This window comes from Prochlorococcus sp. MIT 0603, from assembly GCF_000760215.1.
GTDB lineage: Bacteria > Cyanobacteriota > Cyanobacteriia > PCC-6307 > Cyanobiaceae > Prochlorococcus_E.
In genome coordinates this window covers 678,521-696,503 of sequence record NZ_JNAW01000002.1, presented here as the reverse complement: position 1 = coordinate 696,503, position 17,983 = coordinate 678,521, and the positions used below count along the sequence as shown (strand labels likewise).

General features: G+C 37.1%; 15 protein-coding genes and 1 tRNA gene. 8 read left to right on the top strand and 8 right to left on the bottom strand.

What is annotated here, in order from left to right; translation table 11 throughout:
- Positions 1-5 precede the first annotated feature (5 nt).
- Positions 6-1,577, bottom strand: coding sequence for a glycoside hydrolase family 57 protein (locus tag EV07_RS05375; RefSeq protein WP_036917968.1), 1,572 nt, complete (start codon positions 1,575-1,577; stop codon positions 6-8).
- 85 nt (positions 1,578-1,662) lie between these two features.
- Between EV07_RS05375 and EV07_RS05370 the strand changes: the two genes are divergently transcribed.
- From EV07_RS05370 to EV07_RS05360, 3 genes are all read left to right on the top strand, one after another.
- A complete protein-coding gene (locus EV07_RS05370; RefSeq protein WP_036917966.1) occupies positions 1,663-3,273 on the top strand; it encodes a 2-isopropylmalate synthase in 1,611 nt (536 codons plus the stop codon).
- A gap of 58 nt (positions 3,274-3,331) precedes the next feature.
- Positions 3,332-3,571, top strand: a complete 240-nt coding sequence (locus EV07_RS05365) for a hypothetical protein (protein WP_241434000.1) — start codon at positions 3,332-3,334, stop codon at positions 3,569-3,571.
- 159 nt (positions 3,572-3,730) lie between these two features.
- Positions 3,731-4,123, top strand: a complete 393-nt coding sequence (locus EV07_RS05360; protein WP_036917963.1) for a hypothetical protein — start codon at positions 3,731-3,733, stop codon at positions 4,121-4,123.
- A 13-nt stretch (positions 4,124-4,136) separates the two neighbouring features.
- Here EV07_RS05360 and EV07_RS05355 read toward each other — a convergent pair whose 3' ends face one another.
- Entirely contained in the window at positions 4,137-6,257 is a 2,121-nt protein-coding gene (locus EV07_RS05355; protein ID WP_052043896.1) for an HDIG domain-containing metalloprotein, read from the bottom strand.
- Between the two features lie 52 nt (positions 6,258-6,309).
- On the opposite strand from EV07_RS05355, the gene folD reads away from it, so the two are divergent.
- From folD to EV07_RS05335, 4 genes are read left to right on the top strand one after another with little or no spacing between them, the layout of a single operon-like run.
- Positions 6,310-7,218 (top strand): bifunctional methylenetetrahydrofolate dehydrogenase/methenyltetrahydrofolate cyclohydrolase FolD, encoded by a 909-nt coding sequence (folD, locus tag EV07_RS05350; RefSeq protein ID WP_036917961.1) that lies wholly within the window; start codon positions 6,310-6,312, stop codon positions 7,216-7,218.
- A gap of 41 nt (positions 7,219-7,259) precedes the next feature.
- Positions 7,260-8,162: a geranylgeranyl diphosphate synthase CrtE gene (gene crtE, locus EV07_RS05345; protein ID WP_036917959.1), complete on the top strand. Its 903-nt coding sequence runs from the start codon at positions 7,260-7,262 to the stop codon at positions 8,160-8,162.
- Positions 8,159-8,674 (top strand): divergent PAP2 family protein, encoded by a 516-nt coding sequence (locus tag EV07_RS05340; RefSeq protein ID WP_036917958.1) that lies wholly within the window; start codon positions 8,159-8,161, stop codon positions 8,672-8,674. Before crtE ends, EV07_RS05340 begins: the two co-directional genes overlap by 4 nt.
- Positions 8,671-10,110 (top strand): AAA family ATPase, encoded by a 1,440-nt coding sequence (locus EV07_RS05335; protein WP_036917956.1) that lies wholly within the window; start codon positions 8,671-8,673, stop codon positions 10,108-10,110. The genes EV07_RS05340 and EV07_RS05335 overlap by 4 nt, the downstream gene beginning before the upstream one ends.
- Before the next feature lie 16 nt (positions 10,111-10,126).
- Here EV07_RS05335 and EV07_RS05330 read toward each other — a convergent pair whose 3' ends face one another.
- The 4 genes from EV07_RS05330 to EV07_RS05315 all read right to left on the bottom strand — a co-directional run bounded on the left by EV07_RS05330 (position 10,127) and on the right by EV07_RS05315 (position 15,693).
- A complete protein-coding gene (locus tag EV07_RS05330; RefSeq protein WP_036917954.1) occupies positions 10,127-11,518 on the bottom strand; it encodes a cobyrinate a,c-diamide synthase in 1,392 nt (463 codons plus the stop codon).
- Positions 11,519-11,542: 24 nt separating this feature from the next.
- Positions 11,543-12,850 (bottom strand): glucose-6-phosphate dehydrogenase assembly protein OpcA, encoded by a 1,308-nt coding sequence (locus tag EV07_RS05325; protein ID WP_036917953.1) that lies wholly within the window; start codon positions 12,848-12,850, stop codon positions 11,543-11,545.
- A gap of 39 nt (positions 12,851-12,889) precedes the next feature.
- Positions 12,890-14,410 carry a glucose-6-phosphate dehydrogenase gene (zwf, locus tag EV07_RS05320; RefSeq protein WP_036917952.1) on the bottom strand — a complete coding sequence of 507 codons (1,521 nt, stop codon included), beginning with the start codon at positions 14,408-14,410 and terminating at the stop codon, positions 12,890-12,892.
- A gap of 185 nt (positions 14,411-14,595) precedes the next feature.
- Positions 14,596-15,693 carry an FAD-binding oxidoreductase gene (locus EV07_RS05315; protein ID WP_036917951.1) on the bottom strand — a complete coding sequence of 366 codons (1,098 nt, stop codon included), beginning with the start codon at positions 15,691-15,693 and terminating at the stop codon, positions 14,596-14,598.
- Positions 15,694-15,928: 235 nt separating this feature from the next.
- Here EV07_RS05315 and EV07_RS05310 point away from each other — a divergent pair, with 235 nt between their 5' ends.
- Positions 15,929-16,462, top strand: a complete 534-nt coding sequence (locus EV07_RS05310; RefSeq protein ID WP_036918310.1) for an SRPBCC family protein — start codon at positions 15,929-15,931, stop codon at positions 16,460-16,462.
- A gap of 5 nt (positions 16,463-16,467) precedes the next feature.
- Here EV07_RS05310 and EV07_RS05305 read toward each other — a convergent pair.
- Positions 16,468-16,540, bottom strand: a tRNA-Glu gene (locus EV07_RS05305).
- Positions 16,541-16,597: 57 nt separating this feature from the next.
- Positions 16,598-17,734, bottom strand: a complete 1,137-nt coding sequence (locus tag EV07_RS05300) for a histidine kinase (RefSeq protein WP_036917949.1) — start codon at positions 17,732-17,734, stop codon at positions 16,598-16,600.
- Between the last annotated feature and the right edge of the window lie 249 nt (positions 17,735-17,983).

Sequence of the window (17,983 nt, the reverse complement as noted above, 5' to 3'; positions counted from 1 at the left end):
TCCTATCAATTATCTTCTATCTCTTGCCAGTCTTTGGCTTGTATTAGCGGAAAAATATTATCGTCGTTTTCAAACTGTATCAAGGTTGATTTTGATAGTTTTTCTTTACTGTCTAAAGCTTCTATTAAAATCCAGAATCTTTTTAAGTGTCTATTGATTCTTTCTTTAGCAAGCTCTGTAGTAGTTCCAGCACGAAGTATAAAACTCCAGTCTGATGATTGACATAGAAGTAATTCTCTTCCAGCCTGTTGAAGAATTCTAATTTCAAAATCATTTTCAACTCCTTTAGTACATTTTTCTACCATTGCTTTACCAGCTTTACTCCATTCAGCTATAACCCAGGAATTACTTTCATTAATCCAATAATTGTGAAAGCCTCCCTGCCCCCAACTTGAAGGACATGGTTCACACAATTGAATACTGCTCTTTTTAGATAAAATATCATTTAACCTTACAAACTCTATTTCTTGCTTGTTAACTTGTCTAAAGATCTCTGCGAGGAAAGAAGGACCTTCAAACCACCAATGCCCAAAAAGTTCTGCATCAAATGGTGCTACAAGTATAGGTTGTTTATCAATTGTTTTCGATAGATTTTCAACTTGAAGCTTTCTCCCTAATAAGTATGATTTGGCATGTTCTTTTGTTTTTCTTTCAGCAATTATAGGATCGTAAAAGCCTTTTTGATTAAGAGATATATTTGCACCAGTTACTTTGTTAAGTTTAAGACCAAGTGGCCTATTCTCATTTATTCCAATCTTTTTTAAGGTACTTAAAGGTAGATCCCAACCTAAATCTCGATGAAATTCTCTATAATTTGGATCTCCTGGGTAGCCATGCTTTGCTGACCATACGGGTAGGGTTGACTCACTATCTCTTCCGAAAAATGCTACTCCACTTTTTGTGCATATTGGAGCATATATCCCATATCTTGGTCTGGGATGGGCATGTAAAACTCCATGCCCATCTAGTACAGAGTACCTAAGACCATTCTCTAGCATTAGTTTATCCAATCCTTCATAGTAGGCACATTCAGGGAGCCAAATGCCTTGTGGATTGGTCCCAAAAAAACGAAAGTGTTGTTTGACAGCTGTTGAAAGTTGAGCTTTGACACACTCTTTGTTCTCTCTAAGAAGAGGAAGATATCCATGTGTAGCTGCGCAAGTAAGAATATCTATAACTTGATTATTCCTTAACTCTGAAAATCTTTTAATTAAATCCCCTTCACAGCCAAACCAATTATCGAGTTGATTCTTGATTTTTTCAGCTAAAAAATCAGCAGCGGTTTGTTGTTCTTTTTCAACTTTGCTCAATAGATTTAATCTAATTTTGAGCCACCTTGGGAATCTTTTTTTTAAATCCTCATCATTTATAAGAGAAAGAAGAGTTGGAGAAAGTGAAATTGTCAGTTTTGGATTCTCATTCGTATTTTTTGAGGATTCTTCCAGAACTTGTAAAAGTGGAAGATAACATTCCATTAGGGCTTGAAAATACCAGTCTTCTTCCAGAGAACCAGGTTTTGTTGACCTCACGTATGGGAGGTGCGCATGCAAGATTATAGCGAGCTTTCCTTTTGCCAAGTTTTAAAAACAGTTTTAGTAAATTTAGGATGTTATGGAAATCTAGTTAGAATAAAAACATTATTGAATTAAATAGGAAATTCAAATGGCCAAAGATCCAGGCCGAGTTCTTATTTTTGATACAACCCTGAGGGATGGAGAACAGTCTCCTGGTGCAAGTCTCAATTTAGAGGAGAAACTTGCTATAGCTCAACAACTTGCCCGATTAGGAGTAGACATTATTGAAGCTGGATTTCCTTTTGCTAGTCAAGGCGACTTTAATGCAGTGCAGAAAATAGCTGAGAATGTTGGAGGTGAAGATGGACCTATTATTTGCGGATTGGCTAGAGCCTCAATTGCAGATATAAAAGCTTGTGGAGAAGCTATTTCCCCTGCTCCTAGAAAAAGAATACATACATTTATTGCAACCAGTGATATTCACCTTGAGCATAAACTTAGAAAGTCACGTGGGGATGTCCTTAAAATTGTTCCCGAAATGGTTCAATATGCAAAATCACTTTCTGATGATGTTGAGTTCTCTTGTGAAGATGCAGCAAGGAGTGATCCTGAATTTTTATACGAAGTAATTGAAAATGCCATCTCTGCAGGAGCAGGAACAATCAATATCCCAGATACAGTCGGATATACTACCCCATCTGAATTTGGTAAATTGATTTCTGGAATCAATAATAATGTTCCAAATATTGATGAAGCGATTCTTTCTGTTCATGGTCACAATGATTTGGGCCTTGCAGTAGCTAATTTTCTTGAGGCTGTAAAAAATGGAGCAAGGCAATTAGAATGCACCATTAATGGAATAGGAGAAAGGGCAGGCAATGCGGCCCTTGAAGAGCTTGTCATGGCATTACATGTACGAAGACGTTATTTCAATCCATTCCTTGGGAAGGCTGATAATAGTCCAACCCCATTAACAGCAATTAGAACTGAAGAAATTACTAAAACATCTCGATTGGTCTCCAATCTCACTGGGATGGTTGTACAACCTAATAAGGCGATTGTTGGTGCTAATGCTTTTGCTCATGAGTCGGGAATTCATCAAGATGGTGTTTTGAAGAATCGACTTACCTATGAAATTGTTGACGCTAAAACTGTTGGACTAACTGACAATAGAATTTCTCTAGGTAAGTTAAGTGGAAGGAGTGCTGTCAGAGCAAGGCTTGAAGAGCTTGGATATGATCTCAATAGGGACGATTTGAATGATGCATTTGCAAGATTTAAAGATTTAGCAGATCGTAAGAGAGAAATTACTGATAGAGACCTTGAGGCAATAGTTAGTGAACAAGTTATGCAACCAGAAGCATGGTTTCATTTGCATTTAGTTCAGGTTAGTTGTGGAACTGCTTTAAAGCCAACAGCAACAGTAACTATTGCTGATCAAGATGGTATAGAACACACAACAGTTGCCTTGGGAACGGGGCCAGTAGATGCTGTATGTAAAGCACTCAAAACTTTGACTTCTGAACAAAATGATTTAATTGAATTTTCGGTTAAATCAGTTACTGAAGGGATAGATGCACTTGGTGAAGTGACAATCAGGCTTAGACGAAATGGGAAGATTTTTTCAGGACATTCAGCAGACACTGATGTTGTTGTGGCTGCAGCTCAGGCTTACCTCAATGCACTTAATAGACTTGTCTCATCAGAAAAGAAATCTCCTATTCATCCACAACATGACGTTGTAAAGGCAAATCTTTGAAGATCTAAATTCAGTAAAGAAATTACCGAGTGACCACAATTCGATATAGAATTAAGAGGTGACAGTTGTATGGTTGGCCATAATGCCAGTTAAATCAAGCCTTTATAGATTGGTCGGTATGGATGGACATCCTCATCCAGTACTAGATATGCAATACGAATCTATTGATGCAGCTATAAGAGCCGCTAAAAATTGGAATTCAGGGATGAACTTTGATGATAGTAGAAACTCCGATAGCAAAATTGGAATTGAAGTGATGACTTCTAATGGTTCCTGGAGAACCATAAAATATTCTTAAATAGTAGATTATTTAAAATCACTCAGTAAATATGCTTTTATAGATTAAGTTAGATAGTCTTTCTTATGTATAAAAATATAGTTTCAACTTTGACTTGATTATCTCCTAGTGAGAATTTTATAGCTATTTTAATTGTTATTATTCTCTATTTTAATTCTTATGAGAATAGGTTATCGAGATTACTGGATTCTTTCTTGGGTAGGACTATTTGCAAACATTGTAGCCCTTCCTTTAATAGCTTATGTTGTTGCGTCTGGCCCACCTTTCCAAGTGGCAAATATAACTATTGCTATTAGTCTTGCTTGGCCAGCAGCGATAGTTGGGATTGTTGCTTCTGCAGGCCTTTTGGCCCAAAGAAAATGGGGAGTAATAATGTCTATAATTGCTACTTCTATGGTTCTTGCTGGAGCATTGCCTTATGGAATTGTTCGATTGTTATTAGTAGATGGCTTTTTTGGTTTAACTGGAATCTCCCTTTTGATAGCCCTGCTTAATTTATTTGCATTGATTTATTGGGTTTTACCTGTTCATAGAAAAAACATAAGGCTCTAAAATCTCAATATATTTAGGAAACTAGGAATGGTTTTTTATTACTAATAGGATATTTTATTCTTCTATGCCGCATCCTTTTCCATACATTTATAAATGCATAAACAATTAATTCAATCTCTGCTTTTGAAAGATCACTATTAGAAAGTTGACCATCTAATGTTCGTGATTTAATAATCTTTCTAATAGTTAAAGTTGCTTCTAATTCATTGGATTTGGGACCTAATGATCTCAATGATGCTTCGCAGCCATCTGCAAGCATTAGGATTGCCGTTTCTTTTGATCTTGGTCTTGGACCTTTATATCTGAAACGAGCTTCTTTAACATAAGAATCTGCTTCACGCGCTTTGTGAAGAAAAAATCCCATTTTTAATGTGCCTTGATGTTCTGGTATGAAATCAGCTATAGGGCTTGGGAGGTTATGCTTCTTCGCAAGTTTTAAGCCTTCATCAACATGCGCCTGCAAAATATCTGCACTTAAGTATGGATTGTCAAGTTCATCGTGAGGGTTTTTTTCGTCGCCTTGATTCTCTATAAACCATTTTGGGGCATGAAGTTTTCCAATATCATGATATAGACCTCCTGTCTTGATAAGATCTACGTCTGCTCCAATGCTTCTAGCTCCTTCTTCAGCCAAGCTACATATCATTAATGTATGTTCAAATGTTCCAGGCGCTTCCCTTGAGAGCCTTCTTAGCAATGGTCTCTCTTGATCTGCTAGTTCAAGTAAACGAGCTCTAGTTAATAACCCAAAAGCATTTTCCAGAAGTGGTAAAAGTAAGATTGTGATCATAAGCATTGCGCCAAGAACCAATACTTCAGTTATCAGAGTTTCGGAATTTGGAGCAAGTTTCCCCCATGCGCTATTTGAAGGAGCTATTTGGGTTTTTAATAAGAACCATTCAAGTAAGAGTGCGCTAAATGGTAGTAATACGGCTATTTGGAGTAATTGCGCCCTGTTTCTCATTTGAACACCTTGAAATGCAACTAATGAGGCTGTAATTGCAGCGACCACTAATCTTCCCTCCCCAATGCCACTTACAGGGACAGGCCATAAGAGACTTGTAATAGACATCCAGCCTAAAGCACTTAACGGACCAATCCCTTGGGAGAGTAGAAGAGTTGGTGGAACCAGTATTTGAAGAGGACTAATGGCAGCACCAAACCAATCCTTTGCGAGTTGTGCGGTAAGTAATAAACCAAGTGCTAATAATGCATGTTTGGATTTAAGAAAAGGCTTTTCTTTTCTCATGATCATTACCAATATGAAGCAACTCACTAGAGCCTCACTAAAGGTCCAAAACCATTCAGTTGGTCGAGGCCTTCTTCTTATCAGACCAAAGTGATCAAGAACGTCATACTTCTTTTGTGTAATAGCCTCACCTTTCTTGGTGATTAGATCACCTTTTTTTACTTCAATTGTTGGGATGCCCTGTTTTGTAATCAATTCTTCAAGTAATTGTTGACTTCTACCAGGGTCATGTTTGAGATTGCTTTTTCCTTGTAATGTATTTGAAATTAATTTGCTTCCAATACTCTTTGCAGGACTGCTATCTTCAAAGTTTGACAATTGTATAAATGCTGATTCTTTCAATTGGTCTAATGCCAAGGTCTTTACTAAACCTTGGCTAAGCATTTTTTCAGAAACGCTGATTATTTCTTTGGTCCAGACATTCCATCTTTTTCTTGACTGATTGCTAAGCCATAGTCTCTCTTGAGAGGTTAGGTTTATTGGACCTATTCGGTCTGAATCATTTGTTTTGGCTAATAGCTCTAAGTCGTTAAGTTGAATAATGATTTGGTCCTTTATTTTGCCGGAAGCTTTCTTGTCTATTACTTGTACCGAAGTACTTGGAAGAAGATCAGATTTTTTTTGAATTAAGGCAGCGCTATCAATTACATTTGCGTTTTTAGGGGCTCTGGCTTCAAAAGTTGATAAGTCTCCAGGTTTCAAGTCAGGAACAGCTAATAGTTTGTATGACGAAACAATTGCTATTAATACAGCTAAAATTACTATTAAAGACTTTTCTCCTAAAGACCATTGTCTAAGAGACCTGCTTGGTGACTGGCTAACAAACCAATTTCTCCAAATGCTTTTCAAACTAGGAATTTTTTGCACAGGATTTGTAAGACCCATCTAAAGTTAGCTATCTGTTGGCAGCATGTTGTATTTAATTTAATTTGTTCTTATGGCAAATATTCTTGATGGTAAAAAACTCGCTGGAGAATTAGAGCTTAGGCTTAAGCATGAAATTAATCAATTAACTCCTAAAACTGGGAGGCCTCCAGGCTTGGCAGTTATTCGAGTTGGTGACGACCCAGCAAGTGCAGTTTATGTATCTAATAAAGAAAAGGCGTGCAAGAGGATAGGTTTAGTCAGTTTTGTGTTTCATTTCTCAGGCAATAGCTCTACTGAAGAAATTCTTCAAAAAATCAACATCTTGAATGAGGATAAAAATATAGATGGCATTTTATTGCAATTACCCTTACCTAAAGGGATTGATGAAGCACCTTTATTGAAAGCTATAAACCCTGAAAAGGATGTTGATGGACTTAATACTTTGAATTTAGGTAGATTAATTAAAGGAGAAAAAGGTCCTAGATCATGTACTCCAGCTGGTATAATGGCACTTCTTCGACAAAATAATATTCTTTTAGAGGGAAAAAGAGTGGTTGTTATTGGTAGGAGTATTCTTGTAGGGAAGCCAATGGCATTAATGCTACAAGCTGCTAATGCAACTGTTACTGTTGCTCATTCTAGAACTGTTAATTTAGCTAAATTGACTAAAGAAGCTGATGTATTAGTTGTGGCAACTGGAAAGCCGCAATTAATTGGAGCTGAGCATGTTTCTCCTGGCTCAGTTGTTATTGATGTTGGAATTCATAGGATTCCTATAGAATCCGAGAATCCATTAGAATCAAAATTTAAACTTTGCGGTGATATTAAAGTTAACGAAATTAAATCTAAAGTAAAAGCTTTTACGCCTGTTCCAGGAGGTGTAGGACCAATGACAGTTTCAATGCTTTTAGTAAATACTGTTAATCAATGGCAATACCATTGCGGTTTGTCATCTACCCTTAGTGATTTGCTCTTTTAAAGCATTAATCCTGAGAGAATCTAATTAATCATTTTTCATTTATGGCGGAAGCAGTCATTTCTCCTTTTGACTTCACCGCTTATCTCGCGAAAGCTAGAGATCAAGTTGAGGAGGCTTTGGATTCATCTTTGGGTCCTGAGAGGCCCAGACAGTTAAGGGAAGCAATGCGTTATTCCTTATTAGCTGGTGGCAAAAGACTTAGACCAATACTTTGCTTGGCTGCATGTGAATTGACTGGAGAAGATTCTAGTAAAGCTATGCCTACTGCAGTCGCATTAGAGATGATTCATACGATGTCATTAATACACGATGATCTACCTTCTATGGATAATGATGATCTCCGAAGAGGAAGACCAACTAATCACAAAATTTATGGAGATGCTATAGCAATACTTGCTGGAGATGCTCTTTTAACAAGGGCATTTGAGATGGTTTCCTTAAGAACTACCAATGTTCCAGTAGAAAGATTATTGAAAGTTGTTGGAGAACTTTCTTTGGTTGCTGGTGCCCCAGGCTTGGTAGGTGGCCAGGTAGAAGATTTGGAATGTGAGGGCAAAGAGGTAGATCTAGAAACCCTTGAATTTATTCATATTCATAAAACAGGGGCTTTACTAAGAGCATCAGTTGTTTGTGGTGCCCTTATTGGAGGAGCGGAAGAAGAACTTTTACAAGCTCTTAGTACTTATGCAAATGGGATAGGCTTAGCATTTCAAATAGTAGATGACATTCTTGATGTGACAGCAAGTAGTGATGTGTTAGGCAAGACAGCCGGGAAGGATCTAATTGCTGATAAAACAACTTATCCAAAATTGCTTGGCTTAGATGAATCTAGAAAACGAGCTAAGGAGTTAATAACTAAAGCCAAAGACGTAATGCAACCTTGGGAACAAAAAGCTCGACCATTATTAGCCTTGGCTGATTACATAATTGATAGAGATCGATGAATCTTTCTGATCAAATAATTCCATTGCCTTTAACTGAATTGCTTGACAACTCAGTTCTGTTTTGGTCCCTATTGGCTTGTGGCGCAGCACAATTTTCCAAATTGTTTGTTGAATTAATATTTAATCGGCAATGGAGACCATCAGTCCTTTTGGAAACAGGAGGAATGCCTTCTAGTCACTCTGCACTTGTAACAGGAACGGCTTCTGGGGTTGGCTTAGAGCTTGGTTTTGATCACCCAGCCTTTGCAATTGCCTCTACACTTTCTTTTATTGTCATGTATGACGCTAGTGGGATTAGAAAATCTGCTGGTATGATTGCCTCTAGAGTTAATGACCTTCCAGCTGAGAATTGGCCATCCTTTCCTGAATCCCCTTTAAAGGAATCTCTTGGACATTCTCGCCTAGAGGTATTCATTGGCAGCCTAATTGGCCCAGCTGTTGCATTGCCTGGGATGATATTTTTTGGTTCACCTCTTCATTTGTTGCAAGAATTTGGATTGACCTTAGGGTGACTAAGAAGCCTAAATTAAGCACAGATCAGAGTAACGCTCTTGAAGAATTTATTTATTGGTTAGAGAAGAAAGTTGTTGAAGGGCCTTTTTTACTTAGCGGATTTGCGGGAAGTGGAAAAACATATTTAGCTAGAAAATTTTTGAAAATTGTAGAAGATAAAAGTATTTGCTGGACAGTAGCCGCTCCTACTCATAAGGCTGTTGGTGTTTTACGTAATGCTCTTGAAAAGGAAGGATTAAGACCTACATGGCATCCATCTACCCTACATAGACTCTTAAGATTAAAGTTGCAGAGAAAAGGCGATCTAGAGATATGTGAGAGAACAGATCAAACTGAGAAATCTTTAGATCAAATTGGACTGGTATTAATAGACGAAGCTTCGATGATAGATAGCAAGCTTTTAGAAATTGTAATTACTTGTGCCTATATTTATAAAACACGCTTGGTTTTTATAGGAGATCCAGCTCAACTTCCACCTGTCGGTGAGAAAAGCAGCCCTGTCTTTTTGATTAATAGAGCAACAAAATCCCATCTGAGCGAGGTGATTAGGCATAAAGGGGAATTACTTAAACTGGCTAGTGTAATTAGAGAAAGGACCTTCCCTTGTATTCAACCCCCTTGCTTTTCTAGCGGTGAATCTAAACATGGAGTAATTGGTGCATTAGATCAAAAAAGCTGGCTGGAGAAAGCTAAATCATCGTTAAGAATGGCTGCTCTAAGTGATCAACCAGATGCAGCTAGGATCCTTTGTTATACCAATAGCTTTTTAGAAAGATTAGTTCCTCATGCAAGAAGAGCTGTCCATGGGGAAATGGCAGATCAAATGTCAGTCTTGCCAGGTGAGATTTTGATTAGTCGAAGAGCTGTGATGACTGCAGCATCTATAGAAAGTAATGGTGTAGAGGAAGAGCCAGGCATCCTATTTGGATCAAATACTGAAATTGTTGTTGAGGAAGTAAGCAATGAGATCTTTAATTGCTCAGACATTGATTTTGAAATTGAATATGAAGTTGAGATTCCTCAACTTCATATTTTAGTGGCAAAGGTCCGAGCAAGCTCTTCTAAGTCAGTTATTAGATTAATGCCAGAAATTGGCACAAATTCCAGATTCCTTTTGGAGGATTTGATGCGTAATTTATGCGATAAGGCAAAGACATTGCCCAAGAAAGAAGCTCGTCTCTTTTGGAGAAATTATTTTCATCTAAGAGATTCATTTGCTTTTGTTGGCCCTGCTTCTGTCTTGACTGTTCATCGAAGTCAAGGCAGCACATTCGAGAAAGTCTTTGTTGCTTCAGATGTCTTTTGGGCTAAGGATATTTCTTTGAGACGACAATTGGCTTATGTAGCAATATCAAGAGCAAGTAAAGAGGTTTGGCTTGCTGGAGATAACTCACTTAAGCTGTTAAATAATCCTTGGACTAATAGTATTATTTGAAATAAGATATTTTTTCTTAACTATTAAGTTTATTGGTAATATTTTTTAGAATACTTGGTGAACTTGGCCAGTGAAGATGTATCCAACTTGCATGAAGATACTTGTTACACCATCCTTCTTCCGTTGACTCCACACCCCATCCTTTTGTTTCCCATGGATAATATAATTCTTTATTGTGCTTAAGAAATTGTGTATCAATATTGTTTTTAGTTAAGGGTTTTATTTCCCATTTGTGAAACTCATGTCCAGTTAATATATCACCTTTTTTGGATATAAGTCCATCAGAGATGCATTTAATATCTCTATATCCAACTTTTAATTTACCTTGCTTTGCCGTAAAAGGTAATAAATTTGCCATGGGAAATTCCAAGCCATTTTTATCAGTTAATAATTTACCAAGAATTAACATTCCGCCACATTCTGCATATATAAGATTTTTTTTGGAGAAGTCTCTAATTGAATTTAAACTTCTTTTACACTGACTTATCTCTTCAGCAAATTGTTCTGGGAAGCCTCCAGGAATTATTAATAGTTTTGCTTTACTTGGTATTGCTTTATCATCACTTAATTTCCAGTCAATTAAATTGAATCCAATCTCCTTAAGACATTCTTTGGTTTCTGGATATCGAAAGTGGAAGATTTTATCCTGAGCAATTGCAATTTCAATCTTCTCTTTACTTAATAATTTATTTTCTTTTTTAATTAACATACTTTTGGGATACTCTAATTTATTCGGTTTTTTAAGTAGTTCTTCAAAATAATTAACTTGAAGATATTTTTCTGCCAGACTAGACCAGATATCTATAAGACTATTAAAGTTTGTTATTTCATGAGCTGGCTTAAGTCCTAGATCTTCATTTTCGATTATTAAATTATCATTTTGAGGAATGCAACCTAGAACTTTGATGCTTATTTTGCTAAGCGCTTCAGTTAATAACTCTTTGTGCCTATTGCTATTAACATTGTTTAAAACTACTCCTGATATATTTAACTTTGGGTCAAAATCTTTAAAACCTTTTATAAGAGCTGCTATAGAGCCAGCCTGACCATTTGCTTTAACAACTAGGACAACTTGAAGATTTAAAAGCTTGGCAATCTCAGCGGTGCTTCCTTTAGTTGAACTTCCAATTCCATCGAATAATCCCATAACTCCCTCAACTAATGAAAAATCAGTTGAGCTGGCAAAATGATTGAAATTATTGATAACCCATTCTTGCCCACATAAAACTGGATCGAGATTCCTGCAGGGTAGTTTCGTAACAGAGCTAAGTAGTTGTGGGTCAAGGTAATCTGGGCCCACTTTAAAAGCCTGAAGACTTTTGCCTTTTTTTATTGCCCATGAACATAGAAGAAGACTTAAAAGAGTTTTCCCATTACTACTTGCTGGTGCCGCTATTACAAATGCCATAATGGCTTTTTATTGTTGTAATGATTACGTCTTAGATTTAATAAGATTAAGCAGTTTTTTTGATATTGGAGCCACATTGCTAAGTAAAGGACTTGTGGTGCCTCGGCTGCTTTCAAGTAAAAGTGCTACATCATTTTCAACAGGGTTGTTTTGTATTGGAACTACCTCTTCCAATAATTCCATTCTGGCCATCCCGCCTGCTTCAAGTCTCATGCATTCCCCAGACTCAGAGGCTAGGATCACACATAACCCTGTTTTGTCATTCCTGTCGGCTTTGCAGATTAATCTTAATCCTATAATTTGACCAGGATGAATACTAGGTTTTCCTACAGGTAAAGGCATTAATCTGAAATTAACTATTTCATTATTAGAGCGTCTAAATTTTGTTCTAAAACCATTACCTTCTTTTTCAGTACTTTCAGTTAATTCCCAACCTAATTTATTTGCGATCCAAGAGGCTAAGAGTAATCCTTGAACAATGTGATTCCCTTCAATATCAATATCTAAATTAGTGATTTTCGATAGTGCATCTCTACGGTTAGGTGGGTCGAACACCATTGCTAGAGTCTCTCTCCAAGTTCTTAGTCTTAACCAATTCAAATCGTTAACTGCTTGGCCACTTTTTATCCTCTGAGATAGAACATCTAAACATCTCGATGGATCCCCTAGAGCTGTATCAATAATTATTCTTCTGGTTGGCAATGCAAGTTGATTTAATAGTTCTGGGTCTTCGTCAAGATTTCCATTCCACCAAAGCCATGAAGGTAGATCCTCAGGTATTAAGTCCTCAACAATATAAAGGTTGCTTTTAAGGGAATGAATATCACCTTTAAGTACTATTACGTCTCCACATGCTGCATTGCCTCCTCCTTCTTCTGGCAAAGGACAATAGGCTGCAACTAGACTTTCCAGTTTATGACCTGTCTTAAGACTAGGAGCAAGAGTTATTAATCGCCTAGGTTGTAGTTGACTTATGGATGAATCAATATGTTGGCCCCTTAAGTCATCTTCTTGATCATTTTGGTTGGGTTCATCTATAGATGTGAAAACTTCCTTAGCCAAAGGTGGAGTTGAGTGAGGAAGATCTTTCTCTAAAACTATTTTTCTTGCCTCATTGATAAGTTCACTTCGTTGGTTGCCAATTATCGGACCGCTTACTCTCCCAGTTCGGACTAGCTTTTGCTCTATCCAAGCTGGATGCCATACAAGAAGACAAAAAGTATTTGCACCTTTATTGTCAGATTGATCTTGTGACCAAAGCTTCTTTAAGTAGCCAGGAATCTCTTCTAAAGGTATTTGAAGTGGGGTTTGAAGCGTTAGTTGGGGAGACATTTGATCTGATATTTATTGAAAAGTAGTTAAGAGTAATTATTAGGGTCTGCGCCAAAGTAAATGATCCTTAGCCAATAATTCATCAGCTTCTGATGGCCCCCAAGTGCGAGCTTCATAGGGATAAGTAGGTAGTTGCCATGGGCTGTCTTCAATCAGTTCCAAAAGAGGAGTATATAAGCGCCAGGCTGCTTCTACTTCATCACTTCTTGTGAAAAGAGTTGGATCTCCTAACATTGCATCAGCTAAAAGCCTAACGTATCCTTCGTCTGAAGGCTCTCCAAATGATTCGTCGTAAGAGAACTCCATCTCAACCGGCCTACTCCTCATCCCTGACCCTGGAGACTTCACTTCAAATCGAAAATCAGCACCTTCGTTAGGCTGAATTCTTAATATTAATTGGTTAGAAGTAGGTGTACCGCCTGCAGCATCAAATAAATGAACAGGAGCCTCCCTAAAAGTTAGAACAACTTCGCTAGTCCTTTTAGCCAACCTTTTGCCAGTGCGAATATAGAAAGGCACTCCTTGCCATCTCCAATTATTAACGAAAAGCTTCATAGCAACGTAAGTCTCAGTGGTGCTATTTGGATTCACACCAGTTTCTTCTCTATAACCAAGCAATGGATCTGAGGAGGTACCTCCTTTGGAATATTGGCCTCGTACGCAACATTTCCACGGTTCTATTTCATCAGCCAGATGAGCGGCTTGCAAAACTTTGGCTTTTTCATTCCTAATAGCTTCTGGGTCAAAATGACCAGGAGGTTCCATAGCTGTAATGGCAAGCATTTGAGTTAAATGATTCTGTACCATGTCTCGTAATGCACCTGCGCTTTCGTAATACCCTGCTCGATCTTCTACTCCAACTGTTTCTGCTGATGTTATTTGAATATTAGAAATATAATTTCTATTCCAGATAGGCTCAAATATTGTGTTGGCAAATCTTAGAACCAAAATGTTTTGAACAGTTTCTTTCCCAAGATAATGATCGATACGAAATATCTGACTCTCAAGTGCACAATTTTGAACTATGCGATTTAAGCTTTGAGCGCTTCTGTAATCACGACCAAATGGCTTTTCAATTACAACTCTACTTCGTTTAGGGTCTTTAAGAAGTCCAGCCTCAGCAAGAGCTTTGCAGCCATTTGCGTAAAACTTTGGAGAAACAGATAAATAGAATGTTCTATTAGCATGAGTTGCTTTTAGTTTGTCAATATCCTCCAATTTATGGGATAGCTTTATAACATCTTCTGAGTGTTCAAGATTTACTGGTTCATAAAATAGATTTGATGAAAATTCCTCCCATTCTTGAGGATTTTGTTTGATTTCTGCAGAAAGAGAATCAGACATTTTTCTACGGAATTCATTATCATTCCATGGCCTTCTTGCACAACCAAGTACAGCAAATTCACTAGGAAGCCTTCTTTGTTTGAATAGTTCAAATAGTGCTGGTACAAGTTTTCTATGAGTTAGATCTCCACTGGCTCCAAAAATAATTAAACATTGAGGCGAAATGACCCTCTCTTGTCTAAGTCCAACTCGTAGTGGGTTTGTTGTAGGTAACATATTTAACTTCTTAATTGATGAATAAACTATCTAATAATCAAATTCAAATTGTTTATTGAGATCGCGCTATCTTTTGTTCTCAGATGACCAAAAACAAATTAATTTTAAACGAAAAATCAAATTGTATTTTTTAAAAAAGGCTATTGATGTAATCAATAGAATGGTGCTAGTAATGATTCATTTGGTTAATAAGTCTCTACATGCCATCTACCAGCTTTTTTAAGTTGGGGTCTTAATTCTGACCAGTTAAGCCCTTTAGCATCTGCTGCTGCTGTCATTGCATCATCGATACCGGGCTCCATCCCTTTTAACCCGCAAAGATATATATGAGTTTTGGGATTTTCAATAAGTGAGAAAATCTCATCTGCATATTCAAGAACTCTGTCTTGTATATACATCCTTCCACCCTTGGTGTTTTGCTGCTCACGACTTATAGCTTTTGTATATTGAAGGTTTTCAGGGAATTCAGACTTATATTGTTCAAAATCTGAGTCATATAAAAGGTTAGCTGTTTTGGGAGCTCCCATAAACAACCAAGCTTTTCCTTTGAAGTTCCAATTGTTCTTTTTCCTTTCTACTGCTTCAAACATTTTCCTTAGATAAGCTCTCATTGGAGCTATTCCAGTACCAGTAGCTAACATAATTATATTTGCATCTTCATCATCAGGAAGAAGCATCTCCTTACCTACTGGACCAGTTATTTTTACTTTGTCTCCAGGTTTTAGATTGCAAAGAAAAGTAGAGCAGACCCCATCAATGGTCTCACCATCTTTTTCGTACTGAAGCTGCCTAACGCATAAGGAAACAGTGTTTTCATTGAAATCATCTCCGTACTTTGTACTGGCTATTGAATAGAGTCGTATTTTGTGTGGTTTTCCTTTTGCGTCTTCTCCTGCAGGAATTATTCCTATACTTTGCCCTTCTACATATCTAAGTTGAGGATCTCCACCAGCAAGATCAAAGGTAATATGCTGAACTCTTCCTATTGCGCCTTCGCCTAAAAGGCTGTAGTTCTCTTTAACAGTCCCTTCAAAAGGGGCTTTAGGCTTATAAGTATTTACTGGAACATTTGGATGTACTGGCTTCTTAATTGCCTTTGTAGTTGAAGAAGGCTTTTCAGGAGGCGAAGCAGGGGGCTGAACGGACTTCTTCTCTTCAACGCTTGCTTTACCAGTTTTTTTACTAATAGCGTTGCGAAATCTTTCAAAAAAACCAACTAATCCAATTAAAATTGGAATATGAGCCAGTCCACCGGCCAGTACTGTTGTTTCCGAATAAGCCATTAAAAATTTAAAACCGCTAGAAGATTACCAATATCTCGACTTTATTTGTAGATATACCCCTTTTAAAAGGGCACGTTTTGAGATTGGCACAACTCTGAACATTATTAGAAAACGCAAACTTTTAAACTTTTAAGTATTGTTCATTGGAAGACCACCATATCTTTTGTTGAAATTGGGCTTACCCCGATTTCAATTAATTTACTGTCATCACTAAGCTTTGACTGAACTTAAACCTATGAGTTACCAGAGCTTTCAAAAGGGCAGCAGGACAATTGAGCAGACTATGGAAGTTCTGCCAGGGGGAAGTAGAAGACTTGCAGCTCAATTAACCACATCAATACAATTTGATAATCTCTGGGCCGTTTTAACCGATTACAACAATTTGAGTGAATTGATACCGAACCTTTTCTCAAGTGAAGTTTTATCAAGGAATGAAAATGAAATTTATTTAAAACAAGTTGGATCTCAGGAGTTTTTAGGCTTAAGTTTTTCTGCTGAATTATCTATGAAATTAATAGAAGATAGAGAAAAAGGAATAATTAGCTTTAATTTAATTAAAGGAGATTTTCGCAGATTTGAAGGTTCGTGGAAGATTTCAAGATCTTCATTTGTTGAAAAAACTTCACTTATATATGAGTTAACTGTCCAAGGCTGTTTTGGCATGCCAGTGGCTCTAATTGAAAAACATTTAAGAAAAAATCTTACGACAAACCTCTTAGCAGTTGAGAAAGCTGCATTTGAAATTAGTACTGAAGTTAAAAACCTTTAAAGGAATAGCCCCAAGGGGATTCGAACCCCTGTCGCCTCCGTGAAAGGGAGGTGTCCTAGGCCTCTAGACGATGGGGCCATGGCCGTGATCATACACAAATGTGATAACAATCACATTTGAAAGCTACGGTTAATCCTAGCCCTGCGTCAAGGCCTCAAATGAGTTGTTGCGTTTATTCCAAACTGGAACAGTGAAATAAAAGCATGATCCTTCTCCAAGCTCAGAAACAACCCAAATCTTCCCCCCATGTACTTCAACTATTCTTCGACATACTGATAATCCAATTCCAAAACCTGTCGTTTCATTAGAAGTTTCAGGTAGCCGAACTCTATCTAAGAATATCCTTTTACATTCATTGCTTGGAATACCAGGCCCTTTATCACTAACACTCACTTCAACCCATTGATCTGTTCTATGAAGCATTGTTATTTGAATGAAATCTCCTTTTTGGGAGTATTTCAGGGCATTTTCAATTAGATTTAGAAATACTTGTCTCATTCTTCTTTTATCAGCAAAGACATATGGGATATCTGATGGGATATCTGTATTTATAGAGATACCTCTTTTAAGCCAATACTTTTCCAATTCTAAGATCACCTCCGCAGCAATGTTTGCTAAATTCGTTTTTTGAGGGTTGACTAGCCCTTCCCATCTTGTAGTACCAACTTCAAGGAGGTCATTTGAAAGAGATTCGATTTCTTCTAAACGTCTTTTAATAACTTCTTGCAGTTTATTTACATTAATTTGACCAAGTGATTGACTTTGAAGGGCTAATTTTGCTGCTGAAAGAGGAGTTCTTAACTCATGAGCAACCATTCGGAGAAGCCTTTCTTGAGCCTCTATTTGATCGGCCAAGGTTTCATTCTCTTGCCTTAGAACAAGGTTCTCATCTTCTAAAAGCAAACTCTTTCTGGTTCGACTAATATCTTTCTCGACTTGCTTGATATTTATACCTAGGCCCCTATTGAGAACTTCTTCTTTCTCCCATCTAGGCATCCAGGCTTGAATTTGTTGAAATATGCTGGTTCCCGCGAAAATTTGCTTAGGTTTTGGCTCAAGTTTAATTAATGCAGGCAAGGCAACTAACTTGTGAAGCTCTAATAATTCAGGTTCCTTTTTAGGGTCTGAGAAATGAAGGTTTACATCAAAATTACAATCTTCTGATTTTAAAAATCTAATAAGAGATCTTAGATCCGCACGAGATAGGTGATTCTTGCTTGCAACAAGAAGAAGGTCTAATCTTTTGGGTTCATTAGCTGTATTTTTATTCACAGCTTGAACTTCATTGATCTTTTATATACCTTAAGCGACCAAGAGGCCCATTAGAGGAATGTTATTAATTAATAAATACGCTTTGATGGAATTTCATTGGTAGTAATCATTGCTAGTCAAGGTATAAAAAGACTCCCAATAATAAAAAACTGACACTTTGATCTTGTTTATCCTTCTAAATAAAATTGAGTATTTAATTGCCCAACTCTTTTACCTTATAAGAAAGTGTATTTATTAGAACTAAGATAT